Origin of the sequence: Eikenella sp. HMSC071B05, assembly GCF_001811325.1 — a bacterium.
Classification (GTDB): Bacteria; Pseudomonadota; Gammaproteobacteria; order Burkholderiales; family Neisseriaceae; genus Eikenella; species Eikenella corrodens.
On the sequence record NZ_KV804551.1, the window covers coordinates 493754 to 508255 of the forward strand.

Here is a 14502-nt window from a genome sequence, read left to right on the forward strand (position 1 = left end):
TTGCCGTACTATCTGTACTGTCTGCGGCTCGTTGCCTTGTCCTGATTTTTGTTAATTCACTATAAGTTGGTTTGCCACAGCGGAAAACTTAAGCCGCCGTTTCCACCTGCCCCGCCACTTCTCTATGCCGATACACCGGATCGGCAGCGGCGGTAAACACCACGTCGGTGGAAGAATTGAGCAGCGTGCCGCATGGGTCTTGCACCACGCTGATAATCAGCCCGATGGTAACCATCTGCATCGCCACATCGTTGCTGATATTAAACAAGCTGCATGCCATCGGCACCAACGGCAGCGCCCCGCCGGGAATGCCGGAAGCCCCGCATGCGCCGATAACGGCAATAATCACCAGTAAAAAAGCCGTGATGAAATCCACAGGGATGCCCAATGTATGCACTGCGGCCAGCGTCAGGATAGTGATGGTAATCGATGCACCTTCCATATTCATGGTGGCACCCAGCGGGATGGTTACAGCATAGGTTTCCTCATCCAGCCCCAGCTTTTTGCACAAATTCAGGTTGACCGGAATATTGGCCACCGAGCTGCGGATAACGAAAGCAATCAACCCGCTCTCTTTCAGGCAAGTCCACACCAGCGGATACGGATTTTTGCGGATTGCAAAAAACACAATCAGCGGATTCAGCACCAGCGCCATAAACGCCATCGCGCCCACAATCGCCAGCAGCACATGCAGATAGGCCGCCAGATTTTCCAAGCCGGTGCTCACAAACGCATGCAGCGTCAGCCCGAAAATGCCGATGGGGGCAAGGCGGATAATCCAATACATCACCTTGTTTACCGCATCGGAAATGTTTCTCAGAAAATTGCGCGTAGGCTCGTCGGCAGCGCGCAAAGCCAAGCCCAACACCAAGGCCCAAGCCAAAATGCCGATGTAGTTGGCATCTGCCAAGGCTTGCACCGGATTGGTAACGATTTTGAGCAGCAGGTTTTGCAGCACCTCGCCAAACCCGTTCGGAATCGGCTTATCCGCCACATCCACCCCGTTGAGCGGCACAAAAGACGGGAATGCAAAGCTTACTGCCACCGCCAGCAATGCCGCCACCGCCATGCCCACCACATACAGCACAATCACCGGCCGGATATTCGAACTCATCCCCTTGCGGTGTTGTGCCACGGCCGACACCACCAGCGTGAACACCAGCAGCGGCGCAATCGCCTTGAGCGCACCCACAAACAGCGAGCCCAACAGATTGCCTGCCGACGCCACCACACTGCTGCCGCCGGCAAAACGCACCAGCAAACCCAGCGCAACGGCGCCGAAAAAAGCAAAGGTAATTTGCGAAGCCAAGCCCCATTTGGGCAAAAGCCGTTTCAGTTCTAAAGACATTTTTCTCTCCTTCCATTTGCTTAAGGGCAGTGAACCCTAAATTTCTTTCGTATGATAGAAGAAGAGGAAAGCTGCCAGAAATACTTTTTGTTACTGTTTATATAATCAAAAATTCTATGGTTAGGAATAAGCAGGCTACCTGAAAACAGTTTCAGGTAGCCTTTCTCCGCTTGCAGCGTGCAGCATCAACTTTCCGCCTGCGCCGCCACAATATTGTGTTCAAAGCCCTTCAAGCGCTTGTAAATCGACATCAGCTCCACAATCGTCGGCCATGAGCGCACCAGAAATTGAAAAGCCTCCAGCACCTGCCCGAACGCCCGCACAATCTGCTGCATCACGCCCAGCGCCACCGCTCCGGCCACCAAGGCCGGCCCCATAGCCAAATAAGGCAGCACCACCGAAAACTGCAAATACGAATAGCGCGCCACATCGAAATAAAGATAATGCCAATACAGGCGGAAATAATTGCGGCGCACGTTTTTGAACAGCCCGGTGAGCGTAAACGAATCCGCCCGTGCCGCATCGTCTTCGCCCAGCACCAATTCCTTGCGGTAGGCCGCCTCCACCTTTTGGTTGTCAAACTCCAGCCCCGGCAGCTTGCAGCCCACCCCCATCAGCACCACCGTGCCCAAGATTGCCGCCAAAATGGCCACATATACCAGCGAATGATCCACATGCCCCACCAGAGGCAATTCCGTAATCGGCTCGCTCAGCTTCCACAAAATCGGCAAAAACGCCACCAGCGTGAGCACCGCCCGCAGGCCGCTCTCGCCCAGAGATTCCATAATCGTGGCAAAGCGCATGGTGTCTTCCTGAATCCGCTGCGCCGCGCCCTCAATCCCGCGCAGCAGCGGCCAGTGGCGCATGTAGTATTCCGTCATCGCCGAGCGCCAGCGGAACACATAATGCTTGTTAACGAAGCCGCTGATCACCACCACCAGAATATACACCGCCGCAATGCGGGCGAAGGTGAACACCTGGCGGTTGAACTCATCCAGACTCACCGAGCCCGGCTTTTCCAGCATTTTTTGCACCGAATCGTAAAACGTTCCGAACCAATCGTTAATCTGCACATTCAGCTGTACCCGATACCAAGTGGCTGCCAAAATCAGCAGCGAACCGGCCAAAGACCAGCGCAGCCAGCGCCGGTTGAGGAAAAAACTGCGGAACATCGCCCGCCTCCCTTTATTCGCAAACAAAGCCGCGATTATATAGTGGATTAAAATAAAAATGAGACAAGGCGGCAACGCCCGCCGTGTACGGGTAGTACATAAGGGCGTTGGCAACGCCGTATCATTGCAATTTTAATCCACTATAGCCTTGTTTGGATGATAATGAAGCGGTTTCAGGTAGCCTGCCACAGATGGATAAAGGCTACCTGAAAGCGAGGGCGGCGACCAAGTTCAAGACCCAGATCCATTTTTCAGGTAGCCCAAACCCCAGCCATCAAAACGCGTATAATCCGCCCGTTCACATCTTGCCGATTCCAGCCATGTCCTATTTCGCCCTGTTTGACGATGCCGTGAGCGGCCGCGCAAAACTCTATCAAAATCATGTGGAAAGCCGCCTTTTCCATCATAACGAACTGGATTCGCTAAACGATACGCTGCAAAAGGGCTGGCAAAAAGGGCTGCATGCTGTGTTGTTTGCAGACTACGAATTCGGTTTGCCGCTGATGGGGATTGAATCCGAACGCGGCGGCAATCTTGCCCTGCACTGGTTTGCCGACTGCGCCGACATCGATGCCGAAAGCTGGCTTGCCCAAAATTCAGACGACCTCCCCGCCGGCATTTCCACGCCGCAATCCTCCGTATCCGAAGCCGATTACCTCGACCACATCCGCCAAATCCACGAAGCCATCCGGCGCGGCGACACCTATCAAATCAACTACACCACCCGCCTGCACCTGCAAGCCTACGGCAATCCCGTCAGCCTCTACCGCCGCCTGCGCCAACCCGTCCCCTATGCCGTCTTGTCCCACCTGCCTGATGCGGCAGGGCAATCCGCGTGGACGCTGTGTTTCTCGCCCGAACTCTTCCTCAAAATCGGTTCGGACGGCACCATCAGCACCGAGCCGATGAAAGGCACCGCGCCGATTTTGGGCGACGGTCAAGACGAACGCCGCGCCGCCGAGTTGCAAGCCGACCCGAAAAACCGCGCCGAAAACGTGATGATTGTCGATTTGCTTCGCAACGACCTCGGCAAAATCGCCCAAACCGGCAAAGTATGCGTACCCGAGCCGTTTAAAGTATCCCGTTTCGGCAGCGTCTGGCAGATGACCAGCACCATCCAAGCCCAAGCCCTGCCGCACATTAGCGCCGCCGACATCCTCCGCGCCGCCTTCCCCTGCGGCAGTATCACCGGCGCACCCAAACGCATGAGCATGCAGATTATCGAATCGCTCGAAGCCGAACCGCGCAGCCTGTACACCGGCAGCATCGGCTACCTGAAACCCTGCGCGGGCGGACTGGGGTTTGAAGGCATATTCAACGTCGTTATCCGCACCTTGTTGCTCAAACCCGTTTCTAACTCAGTTTCAGACGACCTAGATAGTGGATTAAATTTAAATCAGGACAAGGCGACGAAGCCGCAGACAGTACAGATAGTACGGCAAGGCGAGCCAACGCCGTACCGGTTTAAAGTTAATCCACTATATCAAGGGGTGTACGGCGTCGGTTCCGGCATCGTCATCGACAGCGACCCCGCCGCCGAATATCGGGAATGCGGCTGGAAAGCCCGTTTCCTCAACGAATTGCGCCCCGCCTTCGGCATCTTCGAAACCATGCGCGTGGAAAACAGACAATGCCGCCTGCTCGACCTGCATTTAGGCCGTCTAAAAACATCCGCCCAAGCCCTCAACCTGCCCCTGCCCGATGACTGCGAAACCCGAATCCGACAATACATCGCCAAACTGCCCGACGGCCTCTTCCGCCTGAAAGCCGAACTCGTTTCAGACGACCTCATCCTCAGCCATGCCGCCACCACCGATCTGCCCACCCCGCAGCGCGTCATCCCCGCCCCGCACCCCCTCCCGCGCCGCGACTACCTGCGCCGCTTCAAAACCACCCGCCGCGCCCTCTTCGACCAAGCGTGGCAAACCGCCGAAACACAAGGCGCGTTCGACAGCCTGTTTTTCAATTCAGACGGCCTCCTGCTCGAAGGCGGTAGAAGCAACGTGTTCGTCAAATATCAAGGGCAATGGCTCACCCCGTCTCTGGATTTGGACATCCTAAACGGCGTCATGCGCCAAGCCGTGTTGAAACAACCGCAAACCTACTTGGGCGCAAACGCAGTCCTCGAAACGCACATCACCCGCGACATGCTGGAACACGCCGAAGAAATCCGCCTCTCCAACGCCTTGAGGGGCGTGTTTGAGGCGGATTTGGCACAATAAACAAACGGCTTGGCATCTTGCTCCAAGTCATTTGTTTCAGCACATCGAGTTTCAGGTAGCCTTCCGGCCATACAGGCAAAGGCTACCTGAAAATCAGAAACCCGTTTTCAGGTAGCCTGAAGCGAGATAGCGGGCGGGTATATAGCCAACCATAGAAATAAACACATGAGTAGAATGTGTGCCGTAGACACGCACGCCGTTGCCCGCTATTTCAAGCCGCGTGCGTGCGTACCGCACACACCCTGCACGCCTGCAATGGAAAAGGCTACCTGAAACATCGATTTCAACCAAGCCAAAGCTTTTCAGGTAGCCTTTTGCATACAGCCAAGCTGTCTGCTTATTTTCCGCATTCTGCGCGCATCGCCCAATGGTTTACCGGCCCGTGGCCGTGGCCGATGTTGATGGGCTGAGAAATGGCGGCGGTGATGCACTGTTTGGCGGTGCGGATGGCCGCTTCTACGCTTTCGTCTTTGGCCAGCTCGGCGGTGAGGCAGGCGGAGAAGGTGCAGCCGGTGCCGTGGGTGTGCGGCGTGGGGAAGCGTGGGCTTTCCAAGGTGAACTGCCCATCCGGCATAAACACCCAGTCGCGGCAGATTTCGCTTTGCGATCCGCCGCTGTGGCCGCCTTTAATCACCACGGTTTGCACACCGGTTTCCTGCAAGATGCGGGCGGCGCGTTCGGCGTCGGCATCGGTTTGGATATCGATGCCGGTGAGTGCTTCGGCTTCGGGCAGGTTGGGCGTGAGCACGTCGGCCAGCGGCAGCAAATGCCGTTTGAGCGCGGAGACGGCGTTTTGCTGCAACAGCGGCGCACCGCCCTTGGCCACCATCACCGGATCGAGCACCAGCCGGCCAAACGGTTTACCTTCCAGCTTTTCCGCTACGCATTCAATCACTTCGGCCGTGCCGAGCATGCCGATTTTAAAAGCGGCTACCTGAAAGTCCGCAGCAATGGAATCGATTTGCGCGCAAATAATATCGAGCGGCACGCCGTGGATGGCCTGCACGCCAAGCGTGTTTTGCGCGGTTACTGCCGCCAGCACGCTCATGCCGTACACGCCTCGCATTTGAAAGGTTTTCAAATCGGCCTGAATGCCGGCGCCGCCGCCGCTGTCTGAACCGGCGATGGTAAGGGCTTGTGCAATTTGCGTCATTTATTCTCTCCTGATTAAACCATTAAATCCATTCCACTTTCGCGCGCGCCGCCACTTCTTGTGCCGATACGGCGACCAGGCTGTCGATCAGCTTCCATGCGAACGAGCCGCTCTGCGCAGGCTGCAAGCCCTGCGCCGCCAATTCGCCCGCCACGGCATACACGGTGCAGGCTTCGGCCACAGCGTGCAGATAGTCTTCCTGCGCAGCCACGGCGGCAAATGCGCCCGCTATCGTGCTCAACAGGCAGCCGGACGCGGTAACTTTGGGGAACAGCGGCGTGCCGTTATTCAGCTTGGCGGTGCGGCTGCCGTTGGAAACATAGTCGGTTTCGCCGCTGATGGCGGCAACGCAGCCGTATTGCTGCGCGATGCGTTGGGCGATGCCGTGCAAATCGGCCGAACCGCTGCCCGCATCCACGCCTTTGGCATGCCATTCCACCCCGGCAATATGCGCCATTTCGCCCGCATTGCCGCGCACGGCAGCGAACCGGATTTCGGCCAACAGCTGCGCCGTAGTTTCGCGCCGCAGTTGGGTAAAGCCTGCGCCCACCGGATCAAGCACCACCGGCACACCCGCGCGGTTGGCCGATTTGCCCGCCACCAGCATGGCTTCCACCTTTTGCTTATTCAGCGTACCAATGTTCAATACTACTGCCGAGCTAACCGCCGCCAGCTCCGCCATTTCATCCACGCTATCGGCCATAATCGGCGACGCACCAATCGCCAGCAGGCCGTTGGCCGAGAAATTGGCCGCCACGATGTTGGTAATGTTGTGCACCAGCGGATTACGGGCACGGACCTGATCCAGATATTTGATTTCCATATTACTTTATTCCTAGTGATTGGCGGAACGGGCAAGAAAAAAGCCCGCTGTTGGATCGGGCGAGAAATGGTGTTGTATCAAGAGAATATGGCGGACTCTTCAGCTGTGCTTTCAGGTAGCATCAACTGTACTGTTTGATGCCTAGCCGCCTACATAGTTTCCTACGCCAGTATTGAGGCTGTTGGCAATTACTTTTCCAAGCGGATTTTTGTTCCCAAAGCGGCAGACTCAAGGTAGAAACCACAGTAAGGTTAGACCCCTTGCGAGGATTGCCAACGCAGAAGATGCTGCTTTGGGAGCGAAAAGACGTGGAGCCAGTAATTGCCGGCAGCCCCTAGCTGTATCAGGTACAACGGGTATTTTCTCAGCCGCCTCTGCGGCACCCCGACTAATGGCGGCAGATTATAGCCTGCAACATGGTGAAAGGCTACCTGAAACTATTCCATCATTTCGTTTCAGTCAATCCGCTAAATTTCAGGTAGCCTGCAACCTTGTAGGAATAAATTTTATACCTGTCGGCACGCTATCCAAGTATGGCCGTCATCTCTGCATCAGGCCGGCTAAAAGCGGATGTTGTTTAAGCATGGCAACACCGCTTTACGGCAGCAAAAGGCTACCTGAAAACTTTCAGGTAGCCTTTCCCCATACGATATATCCGATCCCTACTCTATCTTCACATAAGCTACAGACAAAACTTCGATTTCTTCCCTACCTTCCGGCCCGTGGAACACAATTTCATCGCCTTCGCGGGCTTTGAGCAAGGCGCGGGCGAGTGGGGAAGTCCAGGAAATTTTGTGGCGGGCGGTGTCGATTTCGTCCACGCCCACGATGCGCACGGTTTGCTCTTCGCCGTTGCCGCGCAGCAGTTCCACAGTGGCGCCGAAAAAGATTTGGTCGGTGGCTTCGCGGGTTTCGGGGTCGACCACTTGCGCCGCTTCCAGCCGTTTGGTGAGGAAACGGATGCGACGGTCGATTTCGCGCATGCGGCGCTTGCCGTAGAGATAGTCGCCGTTTTCGCTGCGGTCGCCGTTGGAGGCGGCCCAGTTGACGATTTGCACGATTTCGGGGCGCTCTTTGTTCACCAGCTGATAGAGCTCGTCTTTCAATGCCTGCCAGCCGACGGGGGTAAGGTAGTTGGGGGTGGTATTGCTCATGATGGCTTTCAAATCTGTTCAAATGTGCGGATGAAGGTTTCAGGTAGCCTTACGGTTTAAATGCCCGCCGTCGCCGGCATGCAGTTTGGCCAGCAGCCACAGCAGCACTAGGCCGAAGGTAGCCAGCGACAGGTAGGTGTAACTGAAGGCCTGTTCCAGCAGCGCGCCGGTTTCGCCCACGGCGGCACGGTATGCGCCCAAAATCACGGCGGCCACGGCAATGCCGATGCCGATGCCCACCTGCTGCACCACGCTGAGCATGGTCGAGCCCGCGCTGGCTTCTTCGTTCGACAAATCGCCGATGGTAAGGGTGTTGATGGCGGTGAACATCAGGGATTGGCACAGGCCGAAACAGGTGGCCAGCAGCATATAAAACGTTATCGAGCTGTGCGAATCGAGCAGCGACAGCGCGGCCACCACGGCCGACATGGCTACGGCCACGCCCAAGAGCGTGCTTTTATAGCCAAAACGCACCAGAATCGGCGCAGTAAACGGTTTCATCAAAATCGAGCTTAACGCCACCGGCGCGAGCATCCAGCCCGCCATTTCGGCATTGTAGCCGAAGGCTACCTGAAGCATCAGCGGCACCAGGAAGGGAATGCCGGAAGAGAGCACGCGGAACATCAGGTTCGCTGCCAGCCCGATGCTGAAAGTATGCACCCGGAACAGCGAAAGCGGCAGCAGTGGATTTTTAGCACGCCGTGCATACACGGCATACAACCACATGGCCGCCGCACCCAGCCCGATTATCAATAAGGAGTGGCTGCCGTTGCGCAGGTTTTCCGCTGCCAGCTCCAGCCCGTAGGTAACCCCCACCAGGCCGCCGGCAAACAGCAAGAATCCTTGCCAATCTAATGGTTGCGTATCGGTGCGCACATTGGGCATATAGCGGCCGGCAACGGCAATGCCAAGCAGGCCGATGGGGATATTGATAAAGAAAATCCAGTGCCAAGACAGGTTTACCGCCATCCAACCGCCTAAAATCGGCCCGACGATGGGGCCGATGAGACCGGTCATCGACATTAAATTCCACGCCGCCACCAATTCCGATTTGGGCACGGTGCGGATAATCGCCAACCGCGCCACCGGCATCATCAGCGCGCCACCCACGCCCTGCAAAATCCGTGCCAGCACCAGCCAGTTTAAAGTAGGCGAGGCGGCACAGGCCACCGAACCGAGCACAAACACCGCCACTGCCAGCCGGAACACGTTAAGTGTACCCAGCCGATCGGCCAGCCAGCCCGAGAGTGGAATCAGCGCGGCTACGGTAAGCGCATAGCTGATGATGGCCAGCTCCATCTGCAGCGGCGATTCGTGCAGGCTTGCCGACATCACCGGCAGCGCGGTATTCAAAATAGTGGCGTCCAGCGACTGCATAAACAGCGCCATCGCCGCCGTCCAGGCCAGGCCTTTTTGTTGCGGGGTCATCATGATAAGAAAGGGCGTTTGGAATGGCGTTTGATTGGCCGGTAGATTGCAAGAGGCTACCTGAAAAATAAACGGAATGGATTTTCAGGTAGCCTCTGGCTGACTGGGCATCATCCCGACCAATAGCCAGAAACATGCCAAAACCCTGTATCCTGTTTCAGATAACCGCCAATTTTACATGAAAATACAAGTTTTCCTTTATTTATCCCGCCATCTGTATTTACAATGAACTGTTTTTAGCAAAACTGCAAAAAAATTTACTGAAAAGGGAGTTTCAAACGCCATGCAGATTACCGACCTACTCGCGTTCAGCGTGAAAAACAAAGCATCCGACTTGCACCTCTCTGCCGGCCTGCCGCCGATGATCCGCGTGCACGGCGACGTGCGCCGCATCAACCTGCCGGAAATGAGCGCCGAAGAAGTGGGCAACATGATCGCTTCCATCATGAACGACCACCAGCGTAAAGACTACCAACAACGGCTGGAAACCGACTTTTCCTTCGAACTGCCCAACATTGCCCGTTTCCGTGTGAATGCATTCAACACCGAACGCGGTCCGGCTGCCGTGTTCCGTACCATTCCCAGCAAAGTGCTCACGCTGGAAGAGTTGAACGCGCCCAAAGTATTCCAAAAAATCTCCGACCAACCGCGCGGCTTGGTGCTGGTAACCGGCCCTACCGGTTCCGGTAAATCCACCACCCTGGCGGCGATGATCAACTACATCAACGAAAACCATCATCACCACATCCTCACCATCGAAGACCCGATCGAGTTTGTACACGAAAGTAAGCAGTGTCTGGTAAACCAACGCGAACTGCACCAACACACCCACAGCTTCGCCAACGCCCTGCGCTCCGCATTGCGTGAAGACCCGGATATCATCCTGGTGGGTGAGATGCGTGACCCGGAAACTATCGGCTTGGCGCTCACCGCTGCCGAAACCGGCCACTTGGTATTCGCCACCTTGCATACCACCGGTGCCGCCAAAACCGTGGACCGTATTATCGACGTGTTCCCCGCCGGCGAAAAAGAGATGGTGCGCTCCATGCTTTCCGAATCACTGCGCGCCGTGATTTCACAAACCCTGCTCAAAACCAAAGACGGTAAAGGCCGCGTGGCCGCGCACGAAATCCTGATTTCTACCGCCGCCGTGCGTAACCTGATCCGCGAAAACAAAATCGCCCAAATCGGTTCTGCCCTGCAAACTGGTCAGGCGCATGGTATGCAGACGCTCGACCAATCCCTGCAGGCACTACTCAAACGTGGCATCATCAGCATCGATGCCGCCCGTGCCAAAGCGCAGAACCCCGACCAACTCGTCTAAACCGACAATCGTACAAGGGAAAACATCATGTCAAACGATCAGCACAAACAAAACTTGGCCGAGCTGCTCTCCGAAATGGCCAACCAGGGTGGCGATATGCCGCCTGAGCCTACCCCCGTTTCCTCTGCCATGATGCCGAATGGCGATTTAGCCGCCGTGGAAAGCCAGCTGGCTGCCGGCACGCTCGAGATTCCGCCGCTGCCCGATTTGCCCAAAAGCGTATTCGGCGAACCAGAATTGATTGAGCCTGGTTTCGTGGCGCAGCCCATTACGCCGCCTACCCAGCCCGCTCAACCGGTGCAACAACAAGCAGCACAGCCGCAGCCGCAACTCAAATCCAAATACGCCGCGGCTCTCGCACCCAATGCTGCCCAGCCGATGCAGGCTCCGGCCAAACCGGCTCAGCCTGCTCCGCAGCAACCCGCACCTGCACAAGCGCAACCCCAACCGCAGCCCACTCCACAACACCAAGCAGCCCCGCAACAGCCTGCTGCCAGACCCGCACCAGCTGCGCCTAATCATCCGCCGCTGCATGCCGCGCCAGCACAGCCTGTCGGTCATGGGCCAAACCAGCACTTAACCCGTGAGCGTGCCAAACTGCACCCGCTACTGGAAAAAATGGCTGATGAATCGCTCAAACGCAATGCTTCTGATATCTTCATCAGCAGCAACTTCCCGCCTTCGTTCAAAATCGACGGCACGCTGGTACCGATTCCGGTAAAACCGCTCACTGAAGACGAAGCCGCACAAATCGTTTACTCCACCTTCAACGACGAACAAAAAGCCAAATTCCCGGTAGAGTGGGAGCTGAACTACTCCCTGCAATCGCAAAACGGTATCCGTTTCCGTGTGAATGCCTACCATGAACAAGGCCGCATCGGCTTGGTAATGCGCCGCATCACCACCAACATCCTCACCATCGACGACCTCCGCCTGCCGCAAGTGCTCAAAGAGCTTTCCATGCGCAAGCGCGGCCTGATTATTCTGGCCGGCCCCACCGGTTCCGGTAAATCCACTTCGCAGGCCGCGATGCTCGACTGGCGTAACAAACACTCTGCCGGCCACATAGTAACCATCGAAGACCCGATCGAGTATATCCACAGCCCGATCAAGAGCATCATCACCCAACGCGAAGTCGGCCTCGACACCCACAGCTGGGGCGCGGCCGTACAAAGCGCCATGCGTCAGGCACCCGACGTAGTCTGCGTGGGTGAGGTGCGTAACGAACATTCCATGGAATATGCCCTGCAATTGGCGCAAACCGGTCACTTATGTTTCTTCACCATCCACGCCACCAACGCCAGCCAAACCGTTGAGCGTATTATGAACTTGTATCCGGAAGAGCGTCATCCGCAAATTCTGATGGACTTGGCGTTGAACTTGGTGGCCATTATCGGCCAGCGTTTGGTGCTGAAAAAAGGCGGCAAAGGCCGAAATGCCATCATCGACTTGCTGATCAACACTCCCGCGATGCAGGACCACGTGTTCAAAAACCAGCTGCTTGAGGCTCGTGAACTGATGGAACGCGCCGAGGACGACGGCATGCAAACCTTCGACCAAGACTTGTTCCGCCTCTACATCAACAACGAAATCGACTACGACGAAGCCCTGCGCCAGGCCGAATCTGCCAACGACTTGCGCCTGCGCATCAAGCTCTACGAAGAAGGCCGCGAAAGCACGCATATCTTCGAACGCGTAAACGATTTGAACCTGATGTAAGCAGCCTAAACCAGAGGCTGATAGAGGCTACCTGAAAAACACCAGACGGATTTTCAGGTAGCCTCTACCGTTTTCATATCAATAAGCAGACTGTCTTAATACCTTGCCTTTTCTCACTAAATACCTACTATTTCACACCAGATGGCGAGTTGATGAGTACAAATAGCACAGCAGCGTGCACCCATACTTAAAAAATACAATCATTTATAGTCAATTAAAAACGAAATAGGACAGTATCGCATCGTCAAATCGGGCGTAATCAGACAATACGGTTTGCAGATACCGCTTAATATTTGCCCATACCTTCTCAATCGGGTTGAGCTCAGGTGAATAAGGTGCAAGAGGCAATACCTTCTGTCCCAATTTTTCCGCTATTTCCCGTAAGACACCCATACGGTGAAATCGTGCATTATCCAAAATAATCACCGATTTTTGAGTCAATGCGGGCAGTAGGCATTGCTGAAACCACGCTTCAAAAAAGACTCCGGTCATCGTATTTTGATAAACCATCGGAGCAATCAGCCGGTTGCCGACTTGTGCGGACATCAGAGATAAGCGTTGGTATCTTTTTCCACTTATCTGCGCTTTCACTATTTGCCCTTTCAGGCTGCGGGCATAGGGACGGAACAGGTAGCGGTCAAATCCTGTTTCATCCAAATAAACACGTTGATAGTCGGAAAATTCGGCCAGCTGTGTCAAATAATGCGTTACTTTGGCCGGGTCTTGTTCTTTGTAAGTGGTGGCCTTTTTTTGCGCGTCATCCCCACCTGTTTGAGAGCATAGCAAACAGTGGCTGCCGTACAATCAAAATGTTTGGCGATTTCATGCAGATAGGCATCCGGGTGTTGCCCAATATATTGAGCCAGTTTTTGCCTATCCAATTTGACGGCATTTAGACCGGTAACTTGATGTTTTAGGCTGCCTGTTTGTTTTTTAAGGCGAATCCACAGGTAAAGCGTGTTTCTTGACAAGTGAAACGTTACTGCGGTTTGGCTGATGTTTTTGCATTGTTCGTAATAGTTTAAAGCTTTGTTTCTTAAGTCCGCAGAATATGCCATGGTCAGACCTTCAAAGTTGAGTATTGTACTATTTTGTTTTTAATTGACTATAACTACGTCCACCCTTGTAACCAAAACTTTCAGGTAGCCTCTACACCATCCGCCAACACATCATGAATACCACCCACTCCACCGAATACCGCCGCGGCCTCTACTGCGTCATCGGCTGCTACCTGATTTGGGGCTTTTTCCCGCTCTACTGGCTGCCCCTAGTCGGCCAGCCCATCAGCGCTGGGCAACTGATGGCACACCGTATCGTATGGGCATCGCTGCTCGCTATCGGCACGGTAGCCTGCTCACCTTCCGCCCGCACCCAGCTCGTACAAGCCGTCAAAAGCCGCCAAACCCTCACCGCCTTCGCCATCTGTTCCACCTTATTGGCAACAAACTGGCTGCTCTATTTGGCCGCCATCACCCAACGGCAGGTATTGCAAGCCAGCCTGGGCTACTTCATCGCACCACTCGCCAGCATCTTCTGCGGCCGCCTGTTTCTGCGCGAAGCCCTGCGCCCGCTGCAAATCGGCGCGATTCTTTTGGCCATCGTGGGCGTGGTATGGCTTTCCGCATGGGGCGGGCAGATGCCTTGGATTGCACTGGGCCTCGGCGTGAGCTGGAGCATCTACGGCCTGTTGCGCAAACTCGCCCCGCTGCCCGCCCTGCCCGGCTTCACGCTGGAAACCCTGATGCTGCTGCCCTTTGCCCTCCTGTATCTGGGCTGGCATTATTGGCACGGCAGCCTGGTCTTCGCCCAACTGCCGCCCTTGCCCCTGGCCATCGTCATCGGCAGCGGTGCCGCCACCATGATTCCGCTGCTGCTGTTTGCCGCCGCCGCGCAACGCATCCGACTCACCACCATCGGCATACTGCAATACCTCTCGCCCAGCCTGCAATTCCTACTCGGACTCACCGCCTTTCACGAGCCGTTCAGCCGTATGCAGTTCGCCGGTTATCTGTGGGTATGGGCGGGTGTGGCGCTGTTTGTGTGGGGCGCACGTAAAAAGCAGGCTACCTGAAAGCTGATCAATACGGTAAGGCAAGCCAGCACTGTCTTGGTTTGTCCACCCACTATAAAAGGCTACCTGAAATCTTTCAGGTAGCCTT

The 14502-nt window shown here is 55.6% G+C and carries 11 protein-coding genes; 4 read left to right on the forward strand and 7 right to left on the reverse strand.

Going from position 1 to position 14502, the window contains the following annotated elements; all coding sequences use genetic code 11:
* Positions 1-88: 88 nt before the first annotated feature.
* Both sstT and HMPREF2796_RS08500 read right to left on the reverse strand, forming a co-directional pair.
* Positions 89-1348 (reverse strand): serine/threonine transporter SstT, encoded by a 1260-nt coding sequence (gene sstT / locus HMPREF2796_RS08495; protein WP_083308683.1) that lies wholly within the window; start codon positions 1346-1348, stop codon positions 89-91.
* A 185-nt stretch (positions 1349-1533) separates the two neighbouring features.
* Positions 1534-2520 carry a putative transporter gene (locus HMPREF2796_RS08500; RefSeq protein ID WP_070632857.1) on the reverse strand — a complete coding sequence of 329 codons (987 nt, stop codon included), beginning with the start codon at positions 2518-2520 and terminating at the stop codon, positions 1534-1536.
* A gap of 320 nt (positions 2521-2840) precedes the next feature.
* On the opposite strand from HMPREF2796_RS08500, the gene HMPREF2796_RS08505 reads away from it, so the two are divergent.
* A complete protein-coding gene (locus tag HMPREF2796_RS08505) occupies positions 2841-4742 on the forward strand; it encodes a bifunctional chorismate-binding protein/class IV aminotransferase (RefSeq protein ID WP_070632858.1) in 1902 nt (633 codons plus the stop codon).
* Positions 4743-5079: 337 nt separating this feature from the next.
* Here HMPREF2796_RS08505 and thiD read toward each other — a convergent pair whose 3' ends face one another.
* The 4 genes from thiD to HMPREF2796_RS08525 all read right to left on the reverse strand — a co-directional run bounded on the left by thiD (position 5080) and on the right by HMPREF2796_RS08525 (position 9303).
* The gene (gene thiD, locus HMPREF2796_RS08510; RefSeq protein ID WP_070632860.1) at positions 5080-5895 is read right to left on the reverse strand and encodes a bifunctional hydroxymethylpyrimidine kinase/phosphomethylpyrimidine kinase; all 816 of its coding nucleotides are present in this window, start codon (positions 5893-5895) and stop codon (positions 5080-5082) included.
* 22 nt (positions 5896-5917) lie between these two features.
* On the reverse strand, positions 5918-6718 hold the full coding sequence (thiM, locus tag HMPREF2796_RS08515; protein WP_070632862.1) for a hydroxyethylthiazole kinase: 801 nt from the start codon (positions 6716-6718) through the stop codon (positions 5918-5920).
* Positions 6719-7380: 662 nt separating this feature from the next.
* Entirely contained in the window at positions 7381-7872 is a 492-nt protein-coding gene (gene greB, locus HMPREF2796_RS08520) for a transcription elongation factor GreB (RefSeq protein ID WP_070632865.1), read from the reverse strand.
* 39 nt (positions 7873-7911) lie between these two features.
* Entirely contained in the window at positions 7912-9303 is a 1392-nt protein-coding gene (locus tag HMPREF2796_RS08525) for a DHA2 family efflux MFS transporter permease subunit (RefSeq protein ID WP_083308684.1), read from the reverse strand.
* A gap of 280 nt (positions 9304-9583) precedes the next feature.
* Between HMPREF2796_RS08525 and HMPREF2796_RS08530 the strand changes: the two genes are divergently transcribed.
* Together HMPREF2796_RS08530 and HMPREF2796_RS08535 are read left to right on the forward strand one after the other, a co-directional pair.
* Positions 9584-10624, forward strand: a complete 1041-nt coding sequence (locus tag HMPREF2796_RS08530) for a type IV pilus twitching motility protein PilT (RefSeq protein WP_070632868.1) — start codon at positions 9584-9586, stop codon at positions 10622-10624.
* Between the two features lie 528 nt (positions 10625-11152).
* The gene (locus HMPREF2796_RS08535) at positions 11153-12343 is read left to right on the forward strand and encodes a PilT/PilU family type 4a pilus ATPase (RefSeq protein ID WP_223417339.1); all 1191 of its coding nucleotides are present in this window, start codon (positions 11153-11155) and stop codon (positions 12341-12343) included.
* Between the two features lie 210 nt (positions 12344-12553).
* Here HMPREF2796_RS08535 and HMPREF2796_RS10860 read toward each other — a convergent pair.
* Positions 12554-13401 (reverse strand): IS630 family transposase gene (locus HMPREF2796_RS10860; RefSeq protein ID WP_141749189.1). Its coding sequence is split into 2 segments (ribosomal slippage): positions 12554-13086 and positions 13086-13401, totalling 849 coding nucleotides; the frame shifts between segments, so codons are not numbered across the junction.
* 113 nt (positions 13402-13514) lie between these two features.
* On the opposite strand from HMPREF2796_RS10860, the gene rarD reads away from it, so the two are divergent.
* Positions 13515-14414 carry an EamA family transporter RarD gene (gene rarD, locus HMPREF2796_RS08545; protein ID WP_070632872.1) on the forward strand — a complete coding sequence of 300 codons (900 nt, stop codon included), beginning with the start codon at positions 13515-13517 and terminating at the stop codon, positions 14412-14414.
* The last annotated feature ends 88 nt before the right edge of the window (positions 14415-14502 follow it).

Coding starts and splice junctions, on each gene's coding strand:
- sstT (WP_083308683.1), bottom strand. CDS start 1,348: ATGTCTTTAGAACTGAAACGGCTTTTGCCCAAATGGGGCTTGGCTTCG.
- HMPREF2796_RS08500 (WP_070632857.1), bottom strand. CDS start 2,520: ATGTTCCGCAGTTTTTTCCTCAACCGGCGCTGGCTGCGCTGGTCTTTG.
- HMPREF2796_RS08505 (WP_070632858.1), top strand. CDS start 2,841: ATGTCCTATTTCGCCCTGTTTGACGATGCCGTGAGCGGCCGCGCAAAA.
- thiD (WP_070632860.1), bottom strand. CDS start 5,895: ATGACGCAAATTGCACAAGCCCTTACCATCGCCGGTTCAGACAGCGGC.
- thiM (WP_070632862.1), bottom strand. CDS start 6,718: ATGGAAATCAAATATCTGGATCAGGTCCGTGCCCGTAATCCGCTGGTG.
- greB (WP_070632865.1), bottom strand. CDS start 7,872: ATGAGCAATACCACCCCCAACTACCTTACCCCCGTCGGCTGGCAGGCA.
- HMPREF2796_RS08525 (WP_083308684.1), bottom strand. CDS start 9,303: ATGATGACCCCGCAACAAAAAGGCCTGGCCTGGACGGCGGCGATGGCG.
- HMPREF2796_RS08530 (WP_070632868.1), top strand. CDS start 9,584: ATGCAGATTACCGACCTACTCGCGTTCAGCGTGAAAAACAAAGCATCC.
- rarD (WP_070632872.1), top strand. CDS start 13,515: ATGAATACCACCCACTCCACCGAATACCGCCGCGGCCTCTACTGCGTC.